At 38.1% G+C, this 23,809-nt stretch carries 18 protein-coding genes; 7 read left to right on the top strand and 11 right to left on the bottom strand.

Annotation, left to right across the window (positions count from 1 at the left end; translation table 11 throughout):
- Positions 1-94: 94 nt before the first annotated feature.
- Complete coding sequence (locus RGT18_RS05375) at positions 95-1,087, bottom strand: IS1595 family transposase (RefSeq protein WP_338175473.1); 993 nt, start codon at positions 1,085-1,087, stop codon at positions 95-97.
- A gap of 213 nt (positions 1,088-1,300) precedes the next feature.
- Here RGT18_RS05375 and RGT18_RS05370 point away from each other — a divergent pair, with 213 nt between their 5' ends.
- The 4 genes from RGT18_RS05370 to RGT18_RS05355 all read left to right on the top strand — a co-directional run bounded on the left by RGT18_RS05370 (position 1,301) and on the right by RGT18_RS05355 (position 7,109).
- Positions 1,301-2,602 carry an IS30 family transposase gene (locus RGT18_RS05370; RefSeq protein WP_338174639.1) on the top strand — a complete coding sequence of 434 codons (1,302 nt, stop codon included), beginning with the start codon at positions 1,301-1,303 and terminating at the stop codon, positions 2,600-2,602.
- Between the two features lie 326 nt (positions 2,603-2,928).
- Positions 2,929-4,329, top strand: a complete 1,401-nt coding sequence (locus tag RGT18_RS05365) for an ISNCY family transposase (RefSeq protein ID WP_338174896.1) — start codon at positions 2,929-2,931, stop codon at positions 4,327-4,329.
- A 203-nt stretch (positions 4,330-4,532) separates the two neighbouring features.
- A complete protein-coding gene (locus RGT18_RS05360; protein ID WP_338175471.1) occupies positions 4,533-5,807 on the top strand; it encodes a helix-turn-helix domain-containing protein in 1,275 nt (424 codons plus the stop codon).
- 408 nt (positions 5,808-6,215) lie between these two features.
- Entirely contained in the window at positions 6,216-7,109 is an 894-nt protein-coding gene (locus RGT18_RS05355; RefSeq protein WP_245580952.1) for a DegV family protein, read from the top strand.
- A gap of 412 nt (positions 7,110-7,521) precedes the next feature.
- Here RGT18_RS05355 and RGT18_RS05350 read toward each other — a convergent pair whose 3' ends face one another.
- Positions 7,522-7,959, bottom strand: a complete 438-nt coding sequence (locus RGT18_RS05350; RefSeq protein WP_028078900.1) for a hypothetical protein — start codon at positions 7,957-7,959, stop codon at positions 7,522-7,524.
- Positions 7,952-8,254, bottom strand: a complete 303-nt coding sequence (locus tag RGT18_RS05345; RefSeq protein ID WP_028078899.1) for a hypothetical protein — start codon at positions 8,252-8,254, stop codon at positions 7,952-7,954. Before RGT18_RS05345 ends, RGT18_RS05350 begins: the two co-directional genes overlap by 8 nt.
- Before the next feature lie 121 nt (positions 8,255-8,375).
- On the opposite strand from RGT18_RS05345, the gene RGT18_RS05340 reads away from it, so the two are divergent.
- Positions 8,376-9,935, top strand: coding sequence for an IS1182 family transposase (locus tag RGT18_RS05340; protein ID WP_338175466.1), 1,560 nt, complete (start codon positions 8,376-8,378; stop codon positions 9,933-9,935).
- Between the two features lie 162 nt (positions 9,936-10,097).
- On the opposite strand, the gene RGT18_RS05335 is transcribed toward RGT18_RS05340, so the two are convergent.
- The 8 genes from RGT18_RS05335 to RGT18_RS05305 form a co-directional block, all read right to left on the bottom strand.
- On the bottom strand, positions 10,098-11,036 hold the full coding sequence (locus RGT18_RS05335) for an IS3 family transposase (protein ID WP_420917772.1): 939 nt from the start codon (positions 11,034-11,036) through the stop codon (positions 10,098-10,100).
- Entirely contained in the window at positions 10,940-11,518 is a 579-nt protein-coding gene (locus RGT18_RS13085) for a helix-turn-helix domain-containing protein (protein ID WP_420917768.1), read from the bottom strand. The genes RGT18_RS05335 and RGT18_RS13085 overlap by 97 nt, the downstream gene beginning before the upstream one ends.
- 89 nt (positions 11,519-11,607) lie before the next feature.
- Positions 11,608-12,777 (bottom strand): iron-containing alcohol dehydrogenase, encoded by a 1,170-nt coding sequence (locus RGT18_RS05330; RefSeq protein ID WP_028078089.1) that lies wholly within the window; start codon positions 12,775-12,777, stop codon positions 11,608-11,610.
- Between the two features lie 35 nt (positions 12,778-12,812).
- Positions 12,813-13,382, bottom strand: a complete 570-nt coding sequence (locus RGT18_RS05325; protein ID WP_028078088.1) for a xanthine phosphoribosyltransferase — start codon at positions 13,380-13,382, stop codon at positions 12,813-12,815.
- Positions 13,379-14,875: a carboxypeptidase M32 gene (locus RGT18_RS05320; protein ID WP_028078087.1), complete on the bottom strand. Its 1,497-nt coding sequence runs from the start codon at positions 14,873-14,875 to the stop codon at positions 13,379-13,381. Before RGT18_RS05320 ends, RGT18_RS05325 begins: the two co-directional genes overlap by 4 nt.
- Positions 14,876-15,040: 165 nt before the next feature.
- Positions 15,041-16,567 carry a PAS domain-containing protein gene (locus RGT18_RS05315; RefSeq protein WP_028078086.1) on the bottom strand — a complete coding sequence of 509 codons (1,527 nt, stop codon included), beginning with the start codon at positions 16,565-16,567 and terminating at the stop codon, positions 15,041-15,043.
- 136 nt (positions 16,568-16,703) lie between these two features.
- Positions 16,704-17,984: a metallopeptidase TldD-related protein gene (locus RGT18_RS05310; protein WP_028078085.1), complete on the bottom strand. Its 1,281-nt coding sequence runs from the start codon at positions 17,982-17,984 to the stop codon at positions 16,704-16,706.
- A complete protein-coding gene (locus RGT18_RS05305) occupies positions 17,984-19,417 on the bottom strand; it encodes a TldD/PmbA family protein (protein WP_028078084.1) in 1,434 nt (477 codons plus the stop codon). The genes RGT18_RS05310 and RGT18_RS05305 overlap by 1 nt, the downstream gene beginning before the upstream one ends.
- 191 nt (positions 19,418-19,608) lie before the next feature.
- On the opposite strand from RGT18_RS05305, the gene RGT18_RS05300 reads away from it, so the two are divergent.
- The gene (locus tag RGT18_RS05300) at positions 19,609-22,530 is read left to right on the top strand and encodes an acyl-CoA dehydratase activase-related protein (RefSeq protein ID WP_037403840.1); all 2,922 of its coding nucleotides are present in this window, start codon (positions 19,609-19,611) and stop codon (positions 22,528-22,530) included.
- Positions 22,530-23,798: a 2-hydroxyacyl-CoA dehydratase gene (locus tag RGT18_RS05295; RefSeq protein WP_051240979.1), complete on the top strand. Its 1,269-nt coding sequence runs from the start codon at positions 22,530-22,532 to the stop codon at positions 23,796-23,798. Before RGT18_RS05300 ends, RGT18_RS05295 begins: the two co-directional genes overlap by 1 nt.
- Positions 23,799-23,809 lie beyond the last annotated feature (11 nt).

Below are 23,809 nucleotides of genomic sequence, written 5' to 3'. Positions count from 1 at the left end.
TATATGCGGATTAGCACACTTCTGCAAAATAAGGTTTTTAGAAAATTACCTCAATTATTTTGGCTATATTAGCAAATTGGTGAGATGTAGCAATTCAATAAATGAATACATCTTCTGATTTCATATCTACAATACGGAAGAAGTCAGTTATCTGATGCATTCTTTTCTTGATGAATAGAAGAATCTCCTGAACATCACATCCACTGTATTCTCTAACAAGAACAAATAGTGCTGCATATCTGTTCAGATATTTACTGGCAACACCTCCATACTTCTTGTACCACTTTTTTATCAGTGAATGAAACGCATTTACGTTATTCAAATGATCAATGGATGTATAACATGTATGATCTTTCATGATTCTCTTTTCACAGTGCTTCTCTTCTAAAAGACAACTATATGCTGCTTTGCCATCAAGCCACGCCATACTGTGCTCCCCAATATTGTCTGCAAGCTTCATTATGTCTCTACTGGTTGGAGTAGCAGTATTCGTAGCTTTTAAAACAGCAGTGCCGTTTCTCTGCACTGCTGTTGGTAAACATATTTGTTCATTAGATAATCCACGCTTTGAAGCTGAGCCGCCACGTTTTCTAGGTCCAACACCTGCTATCTTTTCGCCTTTATGAGAATTGAGAAGATACTTTTCATCTAACTCAATCTCTCCGGATACTACTGTAGTATTCAGAAGTTCTTCAAACATGTGAAGTAGTTTCATTCTCGTACGCCATACAGTATATGTACTGATATCCAGCGTAGCTGCTGTTTTTTCTATAGGAACCTGTGCAAATGTATCTGTGATTAACAGATCCCATTTAGATTCATCCTGATGTGAATAATGTGTAAGCTGGCCATAATCAATAGTAAAGCGTTTATGACAGCTACTGCATTGAAGCATTGGTTTACCACTATTTGCCTTTCCGCCTTTTGTAAAACGAGAATTAACAGAGCCACATTTAGGACACACTTTAATACAGTAGTTTCTGGATTCTTTCTTTGCATTTACCAGGTCAATCAGCTCTCTGTCGATTTTATCTTTAGCAAATTGATCTAAGGAATTGTAATGTTCAATAATTTCTAAGTCTTTCATAATAGTCTCCTTGAGTTCACTATTATGATAATGAGTCACAACTCATTTACTGTACACGTATATGTACATTAAATGAACTTATTCACCGTTTTGCTAATATAGCCATTATTTTTAAAAGTTCCTCTTTGCACTATTTTCTTAGTGAAAGTTCCCTTTTATGATAATGGCACAAGGGATATGTGCCAGGAAAGTGGAGAAAAGGAGGAATATTTTATGACTAGCACATACAAACAGCTTTCTTTTGACGAACGACTCATTATTCAAAATCTGTTGTCTGATCCTAACATCACGCTCAAGATGATTGCCCTTACTCTTAACAGGAGTCCCAAGGCCATTCGCTATGAGATAACACACCATCTTAGAATTGTCGTCCGTGCCAATACTCATAATAAGTGTGGTAGACAAAATCAATGTAATCGCACAAGGTTATGTACTCACTGTCTACAAGGTCGTTGTAAGTTCTGTAAACATGATAACTGCAATGATCTATGTTCCGATTTCATCTCTTCACCAATATGCAAACATACATCTCGTTTCCCCTATGTCTGCAACAATTGCCCAGATGCCAAAACCTGCAAGTTGCCAAAGGTATTCTATATGGCCGATGTTGCCCAAAAACAGAGGGATGACAATGTCAGTAGTTGGAAGGAAGGACCAAAGAAATCAGAAGCACAAATGAAGATGATTGTCGATGCCTTTGAGAAAGGCGTCAAACAGAACCTTTCACCAGACATCATCATACACAACAATCAGTTGGACATATCAGTATCTACCGCATATCGTTATATTCATTTTCGTCATATGGGCGCCATCATCAATGTAGACCTCAAGCGTCAGGTCAAATATAAAACACGCTCTTCCAGCAAACATGTCGTGATACCAATCAACTATGATTGGCTTGAAGGCAGAAGATATGAAGACTATCTCGAACGTATCGAGAATGAAGATGTTTCCATCAATATATGGCAAATGGATACAATACTCGGCAAGCAAGGCGATGAAGAGAAATGTGTCCTTTCACTCCTGCATACAAGATCGAATCTACAGTTATATTTTCTGTTAAAGGAAAAAAGCATGTTGGCTGTCCAGCGTGCATTCGAAATCATCAAGGATGTACTGGGACCTGAACTATTTTCTATGACCTTTCCAATCATTCTTACTGACAATGGCTCTGAGTTCCACGATCCTCTAAGTCTAGAGACCGATGCATATACAGGAGAAAAACTAATATCCATCTACTACTGCAAGGCCGGAAGAAGTGATCAGAAAGGTAAATGTGAGAAGAACCATGAACACTTTAGAGAATGTGTTCCAAAGGGAAAGAGTATGAATGCATTGACCCAGAAGGACATCAACTATGTGTCTGACATGGTAAACAATTATCCTCGTAGATCCTTAAACTACAATTCACCTATCGATATCGCCGCTCTATCACTAAACAAAAAGGTGTTAAGTCTTAACAAGTTGACTCACCTCAACATCAAACAAGTTAAGCTTACACCTATCATCCACTAGCCGATTTGGCACATATCCCTAACCTACAAAAAGGAACTTTCGATGAGAAAAAATTTAAACCATCATTGAAAGCCGAGCTTTCGTATGCCCAAATCGCCTGTCTATACATATTCAATATCACAAAATATCTTATAAGTACACTATTACAGTAAAATGTTTCTTCTCTTTAGCCCTAAAAATGGGGAACTTTCGTTGAAAAGGAACTTTCGTTGAAAATTGAGCGTTTTTCTGAATCGAAGTTGATATTGTCTTAATGAACCGAAAGGGAAAATGCCCCATTTATAGAAAGGAATTGTTATGATTCATTCCATTAGATTGGATTGAATATGAAAAAGATTATATTAACCCCTATGGAAGAAAACAAATACAACATTATTAAAGAACTGGTTGATCATTCTGGCAATAAACGCCGTGCGGCATTAAAACTAAATTGTTCTATTCGTACTATCAACCGCCTGATTACACGTTATAAGTCTGAAGGCAAATCCTCATTTTCACATGGTAATCGTGGACGATTACCATCAAACACATTCTCACTGGAAACGAAAAACAAAATCATTGAACTCTATCTTAACGAGTATCTTGATGCCAACATCACTCATTTCAGTGAAATCGTCCAGATGGACCTCGGCATCTCCATCAGTGACACCACTATTAGAAACTGGTTATCAGAACACGATGTCTTGTCCCCAAAGGCCCATCGAAAAACCAAGAAACAATTAAAGGAACGTTTGACAAAACGATTAGACCAAACAACATCTACAAAGGCCAGAAACGCAATCAATGAACAAATCGAATCAATTGAAGATGATACGCCTCATTCACGAAGATCTAGATCCAAATATATGGGAGAGATGATTCAAATGGACGCTTCAAGCTACGAATGGATTCCTGGCGAGATATGGCATCTACACCTAGCTGTAGATGATGCGACCGGTACTGCTGTGGGAGCCCACTTTGATATACAGGAGACCCTACGTGGCTATTACAACGTTTTCCATCAGATACTAGTCGACTATGGCATACCCGCTCTATTCTATACGGATAAACGAACCGTATTTGAATACAGAAAGAAAACCAAGGCCTTCGACGACGAGGATACCTTCACACAGTTCTCCTACGCCTGCCATAACCTTGGTGTCGAAATCAAAACAACGAGCATCGCACAAGCCAAAGGACGCATCGAACGTCTCAACCAGACTTTCCAATCACGTTTGCCAGTTGAACTTAGACGTGCTCGTATTACTTGTATGGCGGACGCGAATAAGTTCCTAAAATCCTACCTAAAGGAATTCAATGCAAGGTTCGCCCTACACTTGAATAGTACCAATTCTGTATTTGAAGTACAACCAGATATAGAAACAATCAATCAAACATTGGCAATCATTTCATCGAGAATAGTCGATCAAGGCAACTGTATCAAGTTCAAAAACAAGTATTGGATGGCCTATGACAAGGAACACAATAGAATTCCACTAAGACCTAAGATGGAGGTATTGGTTATTGAATCATTTGATCAAAAGATCTTTGTCAATGCGATGGATACACTATACATCTTAGAAGAAGTACAAGTGTTTGAAGAAAATTCGGGTGAGTTCGATAATATCATTGAAACTCCTGAGAAAAAGAAAGTATATATTCCGCCGATATCTCACCCTTGGAGGAAGTATTCATATCAATTATTTACAAAAAAGCAGAACTATTATAGCTCCGCTAATGTTCGTTAATTTTTAAGACATTTTCATTTTTGGTTGACACATTTTCTGTAAGATAAATTGATGTTTTTCATATACCTCAAGTGAAAAGTTAAATTCCACTTCTAAGGTACGAAAGTTGAATTTAGTTATTCACCAAGCTCTAGTTGAATTGACTCTTACACTTCTAGTTCAATATAAGTGCCGATCCTTCGTGTTTTTAGGAGGAAAACATTATGTTAACGAAGAATTCGCACATGTCTTATTCAGATAGACAGATCATCGAAACTGGTATCGAAAATGGTTCTACCAAACAAGCTATCGCTACTACCCTTGGTAAAGACAAATCAACTATAGGAAAAGAAATCAAACTACATCGCTTCCTTGCATACAAATGTAATCTGCCTCTAGAGTGTGCTAACTACAAACGCTGTAAACATGAACGCCATTGTACTCTGAATTGTATCGATTATGTCCCTTTCAAATGTACTCGCAGGGACAAGTCACCAGGAGCTTGTAATGGATGTGGAAACTATCGCTCTTGTCGCTATGACAAATATCGATACTCTGCCCTTGATGCACAGCACGACTACCAGATGACACTTACATCTTCACGACAAGGTGTCAATGCGACAGTAAATGATATCAAGCAGCTCGGTGAACTCTTATTACCATTGATTAAGAAAGGTCAGTCCATCTACTCTATTCTTCAAAGCCACAAAGAGATCAAGTTATCAGAAAAGACGATATACAACTATATCGAAAATGGTGTCTTCCAAGATGTGGGTGTATCGATCGGTGCCATCGACCCGAAACGTGTCGTAAGACGAAAGATGCCCAAACAAAAGCGCAATACATACAAGCCACGTAAAGACAATCGATACCTGATAGGAAGAAAGTACGCTGACTTCTTGATATACATGGAAAAGAATCCAAATGCCAGGGTCGTAGAAATGGATACGGTATACAACGACGTGTCCAACGGTCCTTTCCTACAGACCTTCAAATTCAGACAGTATGACCTGTTGATATGTATCTATCAAACCGTAAAGGACTCCTTACATATGTTGGATGGGATCCTATTATTGGAAAAGATATTAGGAAAAGAAATGTTCGAAAAAGAAGTCGAGGTCATATTAACAGACGGAGGAAGTGAATTCGTCCTAGCTGAAGAAGCTGAGATACGTGAAGATGGAACACGTAGGACACGCATGTTCTACTGTGATTCAATGGCCTCTTGGCAGAAAGGAAGTCTAGAGAACGTACATCTATTGGTAAGAGAGATATGCCCAAAGGGATGTGATCTCCATGCATTGGGACTTACATCACAAGAAAAGGCAAATCTCATCAGTATCCATATCAATTCATATCCAAAAGAAAAGCTGCACGGAAGATCATCCATACAGCTGCTCCATTTCTACAACGAAGAAATGGCCAAGAAACTCTATGATTTTGGAATTACCGAAATCCCACCAGACGAAGTAATTCTAAAACCATATCTTCTAAAGTAAGAAGATAACCAAGAAGTTTCAAAATCAATCACACACGAAGGATCGGCATATAACTTTCACCAAACAACGAAGTAGAATCAACTCTTACAAATTTTTTGAACAGTAGATTCTGCCTACCTTTCATGCACACATTTTTCTGTTACTTCACCTTCATTCTAACTAAAATAAAATCATTTTCAACTTAAAAATAGTACCATCTTGGATTATCAATCCTTGCCAGTACTATTTCTGAATGACTTACTTCCACTTTATTGTTTATTCTTTAGAAGTGGAATTTAACTTTTCACTTGAGCTGTTTTTCATATATCTCTTTTGTGAAAGTTTCGCGACATTTTATTTATTTTGTCTTAATTCAATAGACAAAAAACTCTAATTATTTATAATACCTTTATGATACTTGGAGGCCCTATGAATAAATATGTGATCGCAACATCCTCTACTTCGGATTTGCCAGCAGAGTACCTAAAAGAACACAATATCCCCTTTATCTCATATACATACACAATTGATGATGAAGTTTATATAGATGATTGCACAGAAGAAAGTCGTAAATTTTTAATGGCTTCCATGCGTGCAGGTAAACAACCAAATACATCTCAAATCACAGAATATGCGTACTATGAATTCTTAAAAGAAATTCTTGAGGCAGGTAACGATGTCCTATTCGTCGATATGACACGTGCTCTATCCTCTTCTATTAATAACGCAGAACGCGCAATTAAGAGTCTAAGCGAAGAATTCCCTGATCGTAAGATCAGCTTATTAGATAGTTATTGTGTTACAGGTGGTCTTGCTCTCTTCTTAAAGCAATTAGTAAAGTGCCATGAAGAAGGATGGGATTATGATCAAGTTGTGGAATGGGGAAATGCACATAAGTTTGAGTACATTCACCGTTTCATGGTTGAAGACTTACAATGGTTAAGACGTGGCGGAAGATTATCCAACGCTTCTGCCCTACTTGGAACAATTCTATCTATCAAACCACTCATCTATATTCCCGATAGCGGAAAGCTTGTTTCCTTTAAACAAGTGCGCGGCAGAAAGAAAGCACTGCATTCATTAATCGATTCATGTGCAGACGACATCGCAGATTATACAAAAGATGAAGAAATCTTAATCATCCACGCAGATGCATACGAAGATGCAGTCGCATTCCGCAATGACTTCATCAAAACCTATCCACAATTCAAGGATGCAAAGATTTCAATCATGCAATTAGGACCTGTCATCGGAAGTCATGTAGGTCCAGATTTCATGGCAATTACATACCATGGTAAACACAGATTAAATATTGAAAAGTAAAAGACTCGGTCATATCTGGGTTTTTATAATCCATTATATTTATAAATGTGTAGCTCAATTCATAGCTAATTGTAAATGCGATTATTAGTACTATAATAACATTACGAATGTAGAGACGGAAGAAATCGCTATGTGACCGTGAGTCTTGTAATCAAGCAGATATCTGGATGTGGCGTACCAGTACATTCGTAACATTTTATATAAGGTGATAACTATGATGTTATCGCCTTTTATTAATATGAATGACTCAATTAAGAATTAAATTTTGTAATTTGTAATATTATAAAAATGTACAGGATTTTTAAGTTGTAAGCATAAAAAGCGAAATACTAAGCGCAGACCCATTTAACAGTCCACACGTAGTATTTCGCCACTACTATAATAACGCTTCAAAAAATGAAAACAACTAACTTTATTTTTGATTAAAGAATTGCTCAACCTCACGCCACCAGTCACCGTCCTGAGGGATACGATTATCTTTAGAGATTTTCACTTCATAGCGTCCATGATTATCTTCTACATCAATTGATTTTCCATATTTAAATTCATAATTATCTATACAAGTAATATTATAGGTACCTTCATCTTTAAATTCTTCAGGAATTAATAAGGAAAAGCTATTTGTATTTATATCCTCGGTTTCAAGAATCTCAGTACCTTCCCCAATGGTCACAACCACTTTGGTAAGAATATTGCCTGTATCATTAATTACTGTTAGATACAATTCTTCTTCCTTCTTCTTTTCTGCCTCTTGATTTGTTGCAGTATCCTTTTTCTTGCAACCTAAAACAGGAAGGATAAATACTACCAAAACAAATATGACAGTAGCTCTACGAAATAATTTATTCATGATCACTAACTCCATCTGCCATCATCTCTATTTTATTTTTAGCAGAAGTTGCAACTTGTTTAACTGTATTACCACTTACTTTGACACTTTCCTTCAATATATAGGTTGTCCCGCGTCCAAAATTCTTAGTGAATTCTATAAATGGTGGTTCTGCCATCATAAATATTAATAACCCTAAAAACGATGTAATTACATATACAAAGCCCCACAATCCCATTGCTGTATTAAGAGTAGCAATTTTAATCATCGCAACAAGCATGATAACAACAAATGAAAGAGCACTTATCCGTTTCATACCACCATACATCAGAATAATTGAAACAATAAGAGGCTGTAACGCATAACAGCCTAGAAAATAAAATGTCCAACCTCTAAATTAAGAGGAAGGACATTTTATTTTTAGTTATAATTTATGTATGGAAAACACAATAAATTATAATCTAACCCACGTAATAGATTATACCCCATATCAATTACGTTTACCAATAGATTTATCATTGGTCATTGATAAACTTGATCCAATGTGGTCTTTCCTAGAGATCGTAAATAGTATCAACTTGAGGAGGTTTATCCGATCTCATAAAGGTAACCAAGGGTATGATCCTATCATGATGATGAGAGTCATCTTATTTGCGTATATGAATCATGTCTATAGTCTACGAGCCATAGAAGAAAAATGTAAGACAGATATCCGCTTTATGTATCTTTGCCAAGATGAAAGACCATCTTTCATGGCCTTTCAAAGATTCATATCGAATCAAATCAAAGGCAACGCTTCAGATATATTTACAGAGGTCATGTTGGTCATCTGTAAGAAGATGAAGGTAAATACACGTATCTTATACATCGACGGAACTTCCATGGAAGCTAATGCCAATAAGTTCAGCTTCGTATGGAAGAAGACAGCTGTAAAGACAAAAGATAAGACACTCACAAGAATAGCAGAGACAATTGGACAGCTTACAAAACTAACGGGTGTCTTTTATACAGAAAGCTATGAAGATACACAGGCTATTGGAGGATATATTGTTTCAATATACCTGTGGTGTTCAAAGAATAAAGTCCAATTCGCACTAGGGAAAGGACACCACAAGACACCAGTACAGAAGGCCTATGAGGAACTCAAAAAGCTCAATGAAAAATTGAAGGAATGCCAAGAGCGTATCGATACTTGTGGAAGTGATAGAAACAGTTATAGTAAGACAGACCATGATGCGACATTTATGCATATGAAGTATGACTACTACAACAATACAGGAGTATTCAAGCCTGGATATAACGTACAACTGGCAGAATCAGATGAATTCATCACGCATGTCATGGTAAGCAATGCCAGAAGTGATACGAAGACATTCATTCCATTCATGGACGGATATGAGAAAAGATATCAAGAATATCCAGGTATCGTCGTAGCAGATGCGGGATACGGAAGTTATGACAACTACATGTACTGTTTAGAAAAAGATATCGAAGGTTATCTCAAATATCAAAACTATCGATATGAAAAGACAGCCAAGTTCAAGAAAGACATCTATCGAAAAGAGAACCTGTTGAGAGAAGAAAACGGGAAATTGATATGCCCACAAGGTAGAGAGTTCGTATACAAACGTGATAGTGAAAATACAAAGACTGACTATCCATGCATTACACAAGTTTGGGAATGCAAGACATGTAATAGATGTCCACTCAAAAAGGACTGTACAAAAGCCAAGAAACGAGAAGTTCATATCAATCCAATCCTTGATGAACTGAAGGCACATGCGAGAAAACTGTTGGACAGTGAAGCAGGAGTACAACTAAGACAACAGAGATGTATACAAGCCGAAGGAACATTTGGAGTCATCAAGAATGATTGGCAATATAACAGAATCCATAGAAGAGGAATGGAGAATGTGGAAAACGAGCTCTATTTGATCTGTATGGGATTCAATCTGATGAAATATCACCAAAAGAAGATGAGGATGATACTATCCTAAGATAGCTTTATATGGGACAGGTTGTTTTTAGTGTGCCCAAAATAGATATAAAACATCTACTTTAATACTGTTTTACATCAACATATGAAAATAGCACAAGAAAAGAAGCTGTACGCCTCAAGTAAATCTATAAAATTTACTTAAACGTTACAGCCTCTTTTTTTATGAAGCTAGAAGATGTTGTCTGTATTGAACAGGACTCATCCATCCTAGCTTTTCTTTTATTCGTTGCTCATTGTAATAATTTATAAATCTTTCTATTTTTAACTTCAGTTCATCGAAACTATAGTACATGACTCCATAGTATATTTCTTGTTTAATCAGTCCAAAGAAATTTTCCATAACTGAGTTATCAAGGCAGTTTCCTTTTCGAGACATACTCTGGAAGATTCTTTCTTCTTTTAATCTACGTGTATAAGCGTTCATCTGATATGCCCATCCTTGATCAGAATGAAATGTTCTTCTATATGGGCAGTCTGTAGTGATTGTAATAGCTTTCTCCAAGGCATTCATCACGTTTTCTGCAGAAGGTCTCTTACCAATTTCGTAACTAAGTATCTCACCACTACACATATCCATAAATGGATCTAGATAAAGCTTATGTATTGTCATATGACCCTTTTTATCGACTTCATAATACTTGAATTCAGTTGTATCTGTTGTTATTTTCTGATGCGGTATATGTGTCTTGAAGCGTCTGTGAATTCTATTAGGCGCAACTCTTCCAACTGTTCCTCTATAAGAACTGTATTTTCTGCTTTTGCGAGTATAAGACGTTACCTGTAAGTGAAGCTTTTGTATGATTCTCTGTACTTTCTTTTTATTAATGGTATATCCATTGTTGCGAAGTTCTCCAACGATTCTACGGTAGCCATAATCCTTATTATTTGCACGAATTTCTTGTATGTTTTCTTCAATCTCTTTATCAGGATTTTCTCTATCAAATCTCTTTTGCCAATACATATATGTCGCTTTTGACATTCCGGTATATAAGAGAAGGTCTTTTAGCTTGAACTTTTGTCGGAGACTGTTGATGACGAGTGCCGTTCTCTCATTCTTTCTTCGTCCTCTAAACGCAGCCTCCTCAGTTCTTTTAAAAATGCATTCTCTATTCTTAACCGAAGAAGTTCATCTTCTAATTTCTTTATATGTTCTACACTTGTATTAACGGATGCCTCTTCTACGAGTTTGTTTTGAGTCTTTCTATCTGTCTTATCCATAGCTTTCCTTCGCCCCTTCCGACGTGATTTTAACGCATCAGGACCTGCTATACGAAAGCGATTAACCCAGTTGCCAATCGTAGCTGGATTCTTAATGCCATTCTGTATAGCCAACTCTTGATATGTGATTTCACTTGTTAAATACAACTCTACAATAGAAAGTTTCATTTCGAAAGAATAAACTTCATTTTCTCGTGAGCGCAATAAACCATCATTTCCAAATGCTTTATAGTTTTTCACCCATTTGTGTAGCTGGGATTTAGAGCCTAATCCATATTTTTTAGAAAGATATAGAATTCCTCCTTTACCATTCAAATATTCTAAAACTATTTTTTTCTTGAATTCAAAACTGTGTTTTGTCATAAAAATACCGACCTCCATTCGTTAGATTCTTGGTCTAACTTTTGGGGTCGATACAAACGATGGGGTTCACTTTTTAAATATACATTATTTTATAGGCACATCTGGTAAATCTTCTTTACATCTTCCACTGTTAAAGGAACATATGCACGCTTTAATCGGTCATGTGAACATGCGGACTCTGCCATTGCTTGGAAGTGTTCTTCATTAATGTTTACTTCCGTCAGTGTCATTGGAATTCCATTGGACTTGAAGAAGTCATGTAATGCCTGAATCCCCTGCTTTGCTAGAGCTGCTTCATCATCACCTTGTAGACCCCATACATTTCTTGCAAACTTTGCTAGACGTGGTGTAATCGTTGGATCCTTTGCAAGGATATACTCTAGCCATCTCGGAGTAAGAATTGCTAGACCTACACCGTGTGTGATGTCATAGTATGCACTTAATTCGTGTTCCATCGCATGACATGGCCAGTATGTATCAAGCTTGCCATATTCTGGAATGCCAGAACATGCGATTGAAGAATTCCACATCAAATTAGCACGTGCAGAATAGTTTGTAGGTTCTTTTAATGCGATTGGAAGATTCTTAATCACTGATTTTAGTACACCCTCTTGGATTGCTTCAGAGAGGTCTGAATCATCTGTTCTTGAGAAGTAGCCTTCCATGATATGACTCATAATATCGGCAGAACCTGCAGCGGTTTGATATGCAGATACGGAGTATGTATAGGTTGGATCACAAATGGATACCTGTGGAAATGTAAAGGATCTACCAATCTTTTTGTTTAATGCCATGTTGGAGATAACACCACCACCATCAAATTCAGAACCTGTTGCGGCGAGTGTCAGAATATCAACAAGTGGTAATGCTTTGGAAGTGCCGCGAGAATCGAGTACCATCTGCCAATAGTCATCGCCTTTGTAATATGCACCTACTGCAATTGCCTTTGAACAGTCTAGCGTACTACCACCACCGACGGATAAAATCACATCGATGTTGTGTTCTTTACATAGCTTAGAACCACGCTCTACTGTTTCAATACGTGGGTTTGGTTCAACACCTGCACATTCTACGACAGTAAATCCACCTTCATTTAGAATCTTCATTACTTCATCGTATAATCCAATTTTCTTAATAGAGCCACCACCATAAGTAAGTAGTACGCGCTTACCATATTCGTTTAAGCTCTTAGCTAGATGTGAAATTGCTCCTTTGCCAAAATAGAGTTTGGTTGGAATGTAATGTTCAAAGCTTTCCATTGTATATTCTCCTTTTCTATAGCGATACAAATCAATTATTCAAAGTTTACTTTGTTGTTATCGAAGCTTTTGATCTTTGCAAGACTTTCAACACGATAGCCTTGTTTACGTAACTTCTCTCCACCACCTTGGAAGAGTTTTTCTACACAGATACCAAATCCCACAACCTTTGCGCCGCTTTGGTTTGCAATATCAATGAGGCCATCTGCTGCTAAACCATTTGCTAGGAAGTCATCGACAATTAAAATATGATCATCTTCGTTTAAGTAATCTTTGGATACTGTTACTATAAAATCCCTGTTGTAAGTATAAGAATGTACGTGCGAGGTATATACACCATCCCCAATATTCTTAGATTTTGACTTCTTTGCGAAAACAACAGGTACGTGGAAACGTTGGGCAATTGGTACTGCAACCGCAATACCAGAGGCCTCAATCGTTAAGATACGTGTAATCTTTTCATTTTTATATAAACGGTAAAATTCATCTGCCATCTTATCAAGCATTTCAACATCGATTTGATGATTCAGAAAGCTATCTACCTTTAGAATGTTTCCTGGAAAAACCTTACCATCCTGTAATATCTTCTCTTCTAACTCTCTCATAGGCTATATAGTTTTGTATACTTCTCTTCAAGGTAATCTAAGTAGTAATTTACGTTAAATTCTTCTCCTGATACCATCTTCATTAGTTCTGGTGCTTCATATCTGAATCCATACTTATGGATATGTTCCTTAAGCCAGTTCATGATGACATCATATTGGTTATTACTTAGTAATGTATCTACATTTAGGTCTTTACGCATTGCATGCATGTATTGTGCCGCAAATGCAGTACCGAGTGCATAAGTTGGGAAGTAACCAAAGCTTCCATCTGACCAGTGTACATCTTGTAAAATACCCACTTTATCATTTGGTACATCAACACCCAAGTATTCTTTATACATTTTGTTCCAAGTCTCATTTAAGCCTTCTGTGGAGATTATTCCATTGAAGAGTCCCTTTTCAATTTCATAACGAACTAAGATATGTAATGGATACGTTAATTCGTCTGCCTCTGTACGAACAAAGGATGGTTTTGCGACGTTGATTGCTTCATAAAATTCTTCTATTGATACATTGCCTAGCTGGGTTGGGAATGTTTCTTGAAGCTTTGGATAATGATATTTCCAGAAGGCTGTTGTACGTGCCAAATAGTTTTCGCACAATCTGGATTGTGATTCATGCATACCAGATGAAATTCCTTCGGATAGAATCATGCCATCATACTTAGGATCTACATTATGTTCATAGTATGCATGTCCTACTTCGTGAACTGTAGATAATACTGCTGAGACAACATCGTTGATCACGTACTTCGTTGTAGTACGGCAATCATTTTCGCATGTCCATGATGTAAATGGATGTTCAGATTCATTCTGATATCCCCATGATGAATCAAAGTGTAGATATGCAAGTAGTTGTATCATGAATTTCTTTTGATCTTCAATTGGGAATTCTTGATGCAAGAATGCTTCATTCTTTTGTTTTGCCTTTGTAACCTTTTGGATAAGTGGTACAAGTCTTTCCTTTAGTGCCGTAAAGAATACGTCGTACTTTTCTTGTGTCATTCCCGGTTCATAGTCATCAAGCATTTGATCATATAAATTCTTATCGCTATTGCGATAGCGATACAGTTTCTTACTAACTTCGATAATCTTCTTCAAGTATGGTTCAAAGATAGAATAGTCGGATTGTGACTTTGCCTTAATCCATGCATCAAAGGATTCATCGCGTAGCTTTTGGTATGCGACAAACTCTTCCTTTGGAATGCACATCGTGTCCATTGCTTGCTTATAGTAAAGCTCTATCGCACGTTTGTTGTCACCATCAATCTGTGGATCATCCTTTAATTCCTTTAAGAGTTGAACCATTGCTGGATCTGTTTCAATCGAGAATAATTCTCCCGCAAGATACGCGGAACGTTCATCACGATAAGCAGCTCCTGCGGATGGTGCGACGGTCTGTTTGTCTATGCCAATGATTGCTAATGCCATCTGATATGCAGAACGGCGAAATATCCAATCTTTATATTGTTGTAGTTTCTCTTCGTATGTCATGATATTTCCTCCTATTTCATTGCGTTTATCATATACCAAGCCACTATCTCAAGGCATTTATAACGCAATCTTTGTTACTTACAGTATAGCCCAAAACCGTATTGAAACTATACTATTTTCTTACTAGTTGATAAGAAAAACAGGAGTTATAAACTCCTGATTGGATTACTTTTGGAAGTATTGTTTTAGTTTAGAAATGATTTCATCCAGTGCTACACCTGTTCGTTCAGACATCTTTTCCACTGTAGCCTTTGGCAACATGATTCTGGCAAGAGGAGTATCAAGTGCTCTAAACTTATCACTGATTGTAAAGAGATACTGCTTTAGATTAGGATCAGCATCTAACAAATCCTTTAGCTTTGTCTCCGGTGTAATGCTTTCAGGATCAATTTTAGAAGAACTTGTAGCCACTGGCTTTTCTTCTACTGGTGCAGGTTGTTCTTCTTCTACGATGCCATGTTCATTATTAGACCATGTTAGAAGTGTTTGGGAACCTGTTAATGCACGGATGTGTGTGCAGTCCTGCATCATTTCTAGGATACCTCTAAACTTGCCGTCTTCATCTCTTACCGCAACATACTTGATGTAGATGAAGATTTCTGGTTTGTTGATCCAGAATTCAGCTTCATTTTGTTCGCCGCTTCTAAACTTCTCAATAATTTCTTCAACGATATGAACACTCTTCTTTGGATGACAGTTTTTTACATCACGTCCGATAACGTTCTTAGAACGTGGGAATACACGATGCTTTGTGTCTGTGTAGAAACGAACAATTTCGTTTTCATCAACGTATGATAAGTCAACTGGCATATGTTGATATACCAAGTTAATTTGTTCAAGTGTCATCTTGCCTGTCTTCACATCAAACTCTTGGTCGTTACCAATATGATAGCCATACTTACCAAGAAGATTTGCAAGTTCATTTGTAAATCCTTCTGTTGGTTTTGAGGCTGCTGGTATTTCTGTCTTTGTTGGTTCAACTGTGATATTCGCAAAACCAATTTCTTGATCACCCGACTTCATATGCTCAAATTCCTCTGCAGAGATTAAAGCTAGGGAGGTTGGATAAAGTACAGTTTCTTCCTTCTGCATTAAATCTCTTACATCTGCTACAACTGTACTTTGTAGTTCGATGAATTCATCTTCCTTGCCCTCTTTAATTAAGTTATAGGCTTGTGAGATTTCATCACGGATAAAGTCATCTAATGTCCACATTGTCGTTGTAGGACGTGTAAAGCCCTTCTTTTCAAGCACTGGATATAATTGATTCTGCTTGCGAGAAAGATGCTTACGCCATTGAATAATCTGATCATATAATTCAAACCATTGGTTCTTGATAACTGGGTATTGTACAAGGTCTTCTACGGATAGTAAGAGTTCTTTCATCTTTTCGTTTTCACGATAATAACATGCGATAGGATGTGTCTTAGGCAAACTTGGTTTACTTGTATTTAAGATGCCATCAAATAAGTCTAATATCGCTTGGATATCTTCCTTACGGCATTCATCATCGATTTCTTCTTTTAATTCTTGTTCAATAAGGGCTACTTCATATGGTTCTAAAGTGTGCACCTTCTCTTTGAGAATGGCACGGGCTTCCTCCATTGTGAGTTTTCCCTCGTCATATGCATTACGTACTTCAAAAACTGTTTTTAGTTTTTCATCATTTACATTCTTTAAATATTCTTTCATATCAGACACCTCCTGTTAGTATCAGCAAACTAACTTTATCAAGTATCACTGATTTTGTCATTTGAGATTATCATATTTTTCTAGAGTATGAAAAAGACCATAACTTTCGCTACAGTCTTGTATAAAATAGATTGATTTATTCAGCACCTGTAATTGTCATGCCTTCTAAGCGTGTTACAGATGGTACGACTAGGTTATTGTACTGTACGGTTTCTTTGGACATGTATAGTTCCTTTACGTAGTCGTTCATACTTCCGGATAAGGATCCCCCAGAAACAACTGTCACCTTATCTCCATCATGTAAGTATCCTAGGCGGATTTCACCAAAGACATTTCCTGTCACTGGATCTACTTGGAAATCGGAGAATTCAACGACTTCTAAATACTTACCTGTACGTAGTGTTGCCTCATCCTTTTGTCCGCCTGAGACAACGACGTTAGAAATCTTGAAGCTATCCTTGAGGTTCATGTAACTAGCAAACATACAGCCACCCCAGTATTGCGTTGGAACATTTGCATCTATGAGTGTTACTTCACGGATTGGTGCCCCTTCATCATCGTAGTTAAAGTTCTGTGATGAGTTCGGTAGTTCTCTTACTGTCTGAAGTGTAACCTTATCACCCTTTACATCCTGGGCGATGGCTTCGCCAAGCTTCCAATCACTGAGTTTACGATATACACTACCTGCAGCTAGCTTCTGGATGAAGTATTGATAGATGCTTGTAGAATCGCTTGTACTAAAGATAACAGCCATCTTTGGTAGCTTTGGTGTAGGTACTGCACTCAGACGGTCTTTACCATACTGTAATGTCTTAGTGACATCGCGTGTTAAACCTTCTTTATCGCAACCACCGGAGTTGTACATACGATAGAGTTCAATTTCATGACCATCTTTACGGGCATTGACAACTGCTTCTACCATGGAACTTGGATATGTCTCACAAATATCCACGCCTTCGGAGTTTATATAACGACGTTCTACTTCGTTAGCGAAGATTTCATAGCTGTTGATATCTTCTGTTTCCGTTTCATGAATGGAACGCATTGTTGTAATAAAGTCTTCTGCGACCTTTGCAATATCGACTGCCTTTTGATTGGATACTACATCCTGACTTGGCTTTACAAGGGAATATACCTTGTTTTTTACAAAGCCTGCAGTGTAGATGAGTTGATCCACTTTATGTTTGATGTCTTCAATGGAATCTGTTGGATTGATTTCATCACTTGCACTACCAAGTGCTTCACCATTATCTAAAGAACGATGAACCGTAAGTTTGATATGTTCTACATCTTTTACACGGTTTTGGTCTAAATCATGACGAATAAAATAGAATTCCCAGCCACGTGTTTTTATGTCTGTGATTTCCCAAGCATCAGCTTTAGATTCTTTTAGAATTTGAATAATCTTCTCTAACATTAGCCTAATCTTCCTTTCGTCTTTAAATATGGTCCGCCATCACTGACTTTGACCCATTCCTTGTGGCCCTTACCACAAGCACCACAACCATATACTCCACGGTCACCAGATAACATTGAAACATTACCTAATACTTCTGTTACATATCCTGTCATGATGACTGGTCCAACAACCTTACCCGTTAACTTACCATCCTTGATTTCACGTCCAAGCTTGAGAATACATTGAATACCCCAGTGCTTTGGATCTTCCATACCAGAGGACATACCTTCTAGTAAATATCCGTGTTTCACAGACGCAATCATATCTTCTAATTTGTCTGTACCGGAATCAAAGAGTGTATTCGTCATACGTGTATAAACTTTATGTTCATAGTTTTGACGCTTGCCGTTGCCAGTTGGCTTTACACCTAAACGTAGTGCACTTAATGCATCACAGATACCGCTACGTAAGATACCGTTTTCGATTTCAACGACATCTCCGGCAAGTGTTCCTTCATCGTCAAACGCAAAGGAAGTTACGTTATCTGCACAGAGTGCACCTTCATGCATGGTCACAAGATCACTACCTACTCGCTTGTTGATAAAGTCTTTACCAAGTGCACGGTTTTTAACGAACATATCCATCTCTACACCATGACCAAACGCTTCATGCGCGATAAGTCCTGATACTTCCGGTGTTGTGATGATGTCATATTCACCTGGTTCAATTGGATCTGCAGTTAATACTTCTTTTGCAAATTTCACTGCATAATCAATCTTATCCTTTAACTGTGTAAACACTTCAGGTCCACCTAAAGCGGATAATCCCTGGTAGCCAATTTCATTTTTGCCATCCATCACGATGATTGGTGCGACTACCCCTTCGCAATACACATAGCTCTGTCTTAAATCACGATTTACAGTTAAGAATAACTTTGAAACGTGTGTGGATTGTGCAATCACCATACAGTCAACAACATGTTCATCCTTACTGATTGCCTCAAGTGAATAAGAATTTAAGTCATTTACTAGCTTTTCAATATCTGTATTTTCTGGTAACTGTTCACATTCCTTTTCTACAAAAAGTGTGAGTGGTTCATCCTCTAACTTCTTTGTGTTGTATACCACTGTCTTTGTTAGTTTTAATACTGCTAGCTGTGCATCAAGTTCCTTCTTAATCTTTTGATACGTTTCTTCAATGGAGTTTGCATCGAAGTGATTAAATGCATATTCACTGTATAAACCATCTTTATAGACACGCACAACACTACCGCGTTCTGTCGTTAGATTGGAAGAACTGATAACTTTCACCTGTTGAGAGATGCGAATCGCAAAGCCCTTAGAATCTGTCGAAAGAACACTAACATAATCATAATCTTTGCCTAGTTTAGACACTAATTGCTTTAAACTTGGCGCAAGTGTATTTAAATATTCTGAAAATGGTGCTTTCATATTTTTTTCATCCTTTCATTTTGCTATATTGTACATCAATTTATCTTGCTTGGATATTTCATTTTTGTAACATCTCATCGCATTTTCATTGTTTTTTCAGATAGAAATTATTAAAATTGATGACAAATGACAATTATAAGGCGTGAACATACACGGCTTTTTGCATTTTTAGACTTAGAGGAGGATCTACTATGCGTATTGGTATGGATATCGGATCAACGACCATCAAGTGCGTTGTACTGGATGAGAATGATCAAATCATCTATTCCGCATATGAAAGACATTACAGTCACATTCTTGAGAAGACACGTGAACTGTTAACGTCTTTAAATGATACCTATTTAAAAGGTAAGAAAGCATACTTTGCGATTTCTGGTTCTGCTGGAATGGGCTTAGCTGATAGTTGTGGTGTTAGTTTCGTACAGGAAGTATTTGCGGACCGAGTTGCGGCGAACCGTCTAAACCCTGGCACTGACTGTATCATCGAGCTTGGTGGCGAAGATGCTAAAATCTTATTCTTAACAAATGGTACAGAAGTTCGTATGAATGGTTCTTGTGCTGGTGGTACTGGTGCCTTTATCGACCAAATGGCTACCCTTCTAAAGATGAGCGCTGATGAGATGGATAAGACCGCTCAACAAGCAACTCGTAAATACACAATTGCGGCTCGTTGTGGCGTATTCGCAAAAAGTGACGTCCAGCCATTAATCAACCAAGGTGCTTTATCGAGTGATATTGCGGCTTCAATTTACCAAGCAGTTGTTAACCAAACCATTGCCGGCCTTGCCCAAGGACGTCCAATCTCTGGTAAGATTTTATATTTAGGTGGACCACTAACATTCTCCAAGTGCTTACGTGATAGCTTCAACGAAACACTGAAGATTGAAGGTATCTGTCCTGAAAACAGCCTTTTGTACGTTGCCCTAGGTGCTGCATATTACGCCGATAAGGAAGTTGTCTTTGACGATGTTGTTAAGGGCTTAGCCAACTATGGTAAAACTGCAACATACGCAAGCTTACCACCGCTCTTCAACAATGTTGAAGAATATAACGAATTTAAGAAACGTCATGCGAAGGCAAGTGTTCCACGCGTTGATTTTGATGAAAATGCCGATCCCGTTCATATTGGTATCGACTCCGGCTCCACAACAATTAAAGTTGCGGTTATTGATGATCATGCAAATTTACTCTTTACAGATTATCAATCCAACAGTGGTAACCCGCTTCCTATCGTCATTGATGTCTTAAAGGGATTATATGAACAACATCCGAACTTAAAGATTCAATCTGTAACAACAACAGGTTATGGTGAAGCCTTAATGACCCATGCACTACATACAGACTTTGGTCTAGTAGAGACAGTTGCCCACTTTACAGCTGCCAAGCATTTTATGCCTGATGTTGATTTCATCATTGATATTGGTGGACAGGATATGAAATGCTTCAAGATTGAAAATGGTGCAATCTCTGATATCTTCTTAAACGAAGCATGTTCTTCTGGCTGCGGATCATTCTTACAGACATTCTCCGCTGCCCTTGGCTATAGTGTAAAAAACTTCGCACAAGAAGCACTCTTCGCTAAGCAACCAGTTGACCTTGGTAGCCGTTGTACAGTATTTATGAACTCCAGTGTTAAGCAAGCACAGAAAGATGGTGCAGGCTTTGACTGTATCTCTGCTGGTCTTTCCATTTCTGTCGTTAAGAATGCGTTATATAAAGTAATTCGTACTTCTAGCCCTGAACAGCTCGGTAAGAAGATTGTTGTACAAGGTGGTACATTCTATAACGAAGCTGTATTACGTGCCTTTGAAAAAGAGATGGGTGTGGATGTTGTACGTCCTGATATTGCCGGCTTGATGGGTGCTTATGGTGCCGCATTACACGGTAAAGAACACAGTAAACCAGGTACAATCTCTTCCATCCTAACACTCGAAGAACTCAATAACTTCTCACAGAAGGTTCAAAACGTTCAGTGTGGACTTTGTGGTAACCACTGTCAGATGACTGTCAGTGTCTTCCAAGATGGTAAACGCTTTATCACAGGTAATCGTTGCGATCGCCCTATTACTGGTAAGTCCAATGACGATACGCTTAACTTATATGCTTACAAGCAACGACAGTTAAGCCAGTTAATGAAAAATCCAGGTAATGGTACACGTGGTAAGATCGGTATTCCGATGGTTCTTAACATGTATGAGCTTCTACCATTCTGGCATGCCTTCTTTACAAGCCTAGGCTTCCAGGTAATCGTAAGTCCATTTAGTAACCGTAAGTTATATCAAGCAGGTCAAGGCTCTATCCCTAGTGATACCGTATGTTTCCCTGCAAAATTAACACATGGTCATATCATGGCTTTACTCAAAAAAGATGTAGACGTCATCTTCTATCCATGTATGAGTTATAACATTGATGAAGGCTTAGGTGATAACCACTATAACTGCCCTGTCGTTGCCTACTACCCTGAAGTTCTAGCCGGCAATATTCGTGAACTAGAAGATACAAAGTTTATTTATGAATATCTCAACCTAGAACAACGTAAAGACTTCGTTCGCTTGATGCCAAAAATCATGCAGAAGTACTTCCCAGATTTAAAGACAGCAGATATCCATAATGCAATCGAAGTAGCGTATACTGCCTACCGTAAGCACATGGAAGATACACGTAACGAAGCACAGCGTATGATGACAGAAGCCCGTAATGAAGGCAAACGTATTATCGTTCTTGCTGGTCGTCCATACCATGTCGACCCAGAAGTGAACCACGGTATCGATAAGTTGATTGTGCAACATGGTGCTTGCGTCATTACAGAGGATAGTATCTCTAACTTAGTTCAGAAATTTGATACTTCTGTCTTAAACCAATGGTCCTACCATAGCCGCCTTTACGCCGCAGCGAAATACTGTGTCAATCACGCAGACATGGACTTAGTCCAACTTGTATCCTTCGGATGTGGTCTTGACGCCGTAACATCCGATGAAACAAAGGAAATTTTACAAGAAGGAAATAAACTCTATACACAGCTAAAGATTGATGAAATCACCAACCTCGGTGCCATCAATATCCGTATTCGTTCATTGTTCGCCGCTCTAGACGAAAGAAAGGAACAAGCCTAATGGAATACATGACACCTAACTTTACAAAAGACATGTTAAAAACACATACGATTCTTGCGCCTAACATGGCCCCGATGCAGTTTGCGGCAATCAAGGCTGCCATGGAAAGCGAAGGCTATCGTATTGTCATGCTAGAAAACTCTGGCGCAGAAGTTGCCCAGCTTGGTTTGAAGTATGTACACAATGATACATGTTATCCAGCATTATTAATTATTGGTCAGTTCTTAGATGCCTTAAACAGTGGTAAATATGACCTACAGCATACAGCCCTATTGATTTCACAATCAGGTGGGGGCTGTCGTGCTTCTAACTACATTAAATTATTACGTAAGGCACTTGTAAAAGCAGGCTATGATTATATCCCTGTCGCATCACTGAATGCGTCAGGTCTTGAAAAAGGCTCCTCAATGCCAATAAGTTTACGTCTTCTGCTCAAGGTTCTAGCCGCAGCAGAATACGGCGACTTAATTGCCGCATTACACAACCAAGTAAAACCTTATGAAATTAATAAGGGTGATGCGGCCACATGTGTTGCCAAGTGGACAGCACAAGTACAGGATTGGTTGAACCACAATAAGAACTACACAATCTTCTCTATGAAGCGTCGCTTCAAAGACATCGCAAATGACTTCGCTAAAATTCCAGTGAACCGTACACCAAAGGTAAAAGTTGGTGTTGTCGGAGAAATCTATGTTAAGTTCTCTCCTGTGGGGAACAATGACCTAGTCTCCTTCCTAGAATCACAAGATTGTGAAGTCAATATGCCAGGTCTTATGGGATATATTGGATACTGTGTCGCTAACGCTACATTAGACGTACAAATCTATGGTGGTTCATTTGTAAAACGCAAAGTAGCTGATCTTTTACTAGCATTCTTAGATAGCATTGGTATCGCTATGGCAAAAGCCATGGAAAGTGCAGGTTTCCACGGTCCAATGTCCTTCCAAGAACTGATGAAAAAGCCAAATGGTATCCTCTCCCTTGGTGTTAAGATGGGCGAAGGATGGTTATTAACTGCTGAGATGATTGAGTTAATTGAAACAGGGTATGAAAATATTGTCTGTGCACAGCCATTTGGTTGTTTACCAAACCACATTGCTGGTAAAGGTGTAGTCAATCGTATCCGTGCGAAGTATCCAAACGCAAATATCACAGCTGTTGACTATGACCCTAGTGCTACGAAGGTTAACCAAGAAAACCGTATTAAGCTAATGTTATCCGTCGCAAAAGAACGTCTCAATCAGAAAAACAATTCAACAGAAGTATAGAAAATGGGATT

This window comes from Solobacterium moorei (assembly GCF_036323475.1).
Classification (GTDB): domain Bacteria; phylum Bacillota_I; class Bacilli_A; order Erysipelotrichales; family Erysipelotrichaceae; genus Bulleidia; species Bulleidia moorei.
Note: the sequence above shows the minus strand (reverse complement) of the source record. Positions and strands in the feature narration are given on the sequence as shown.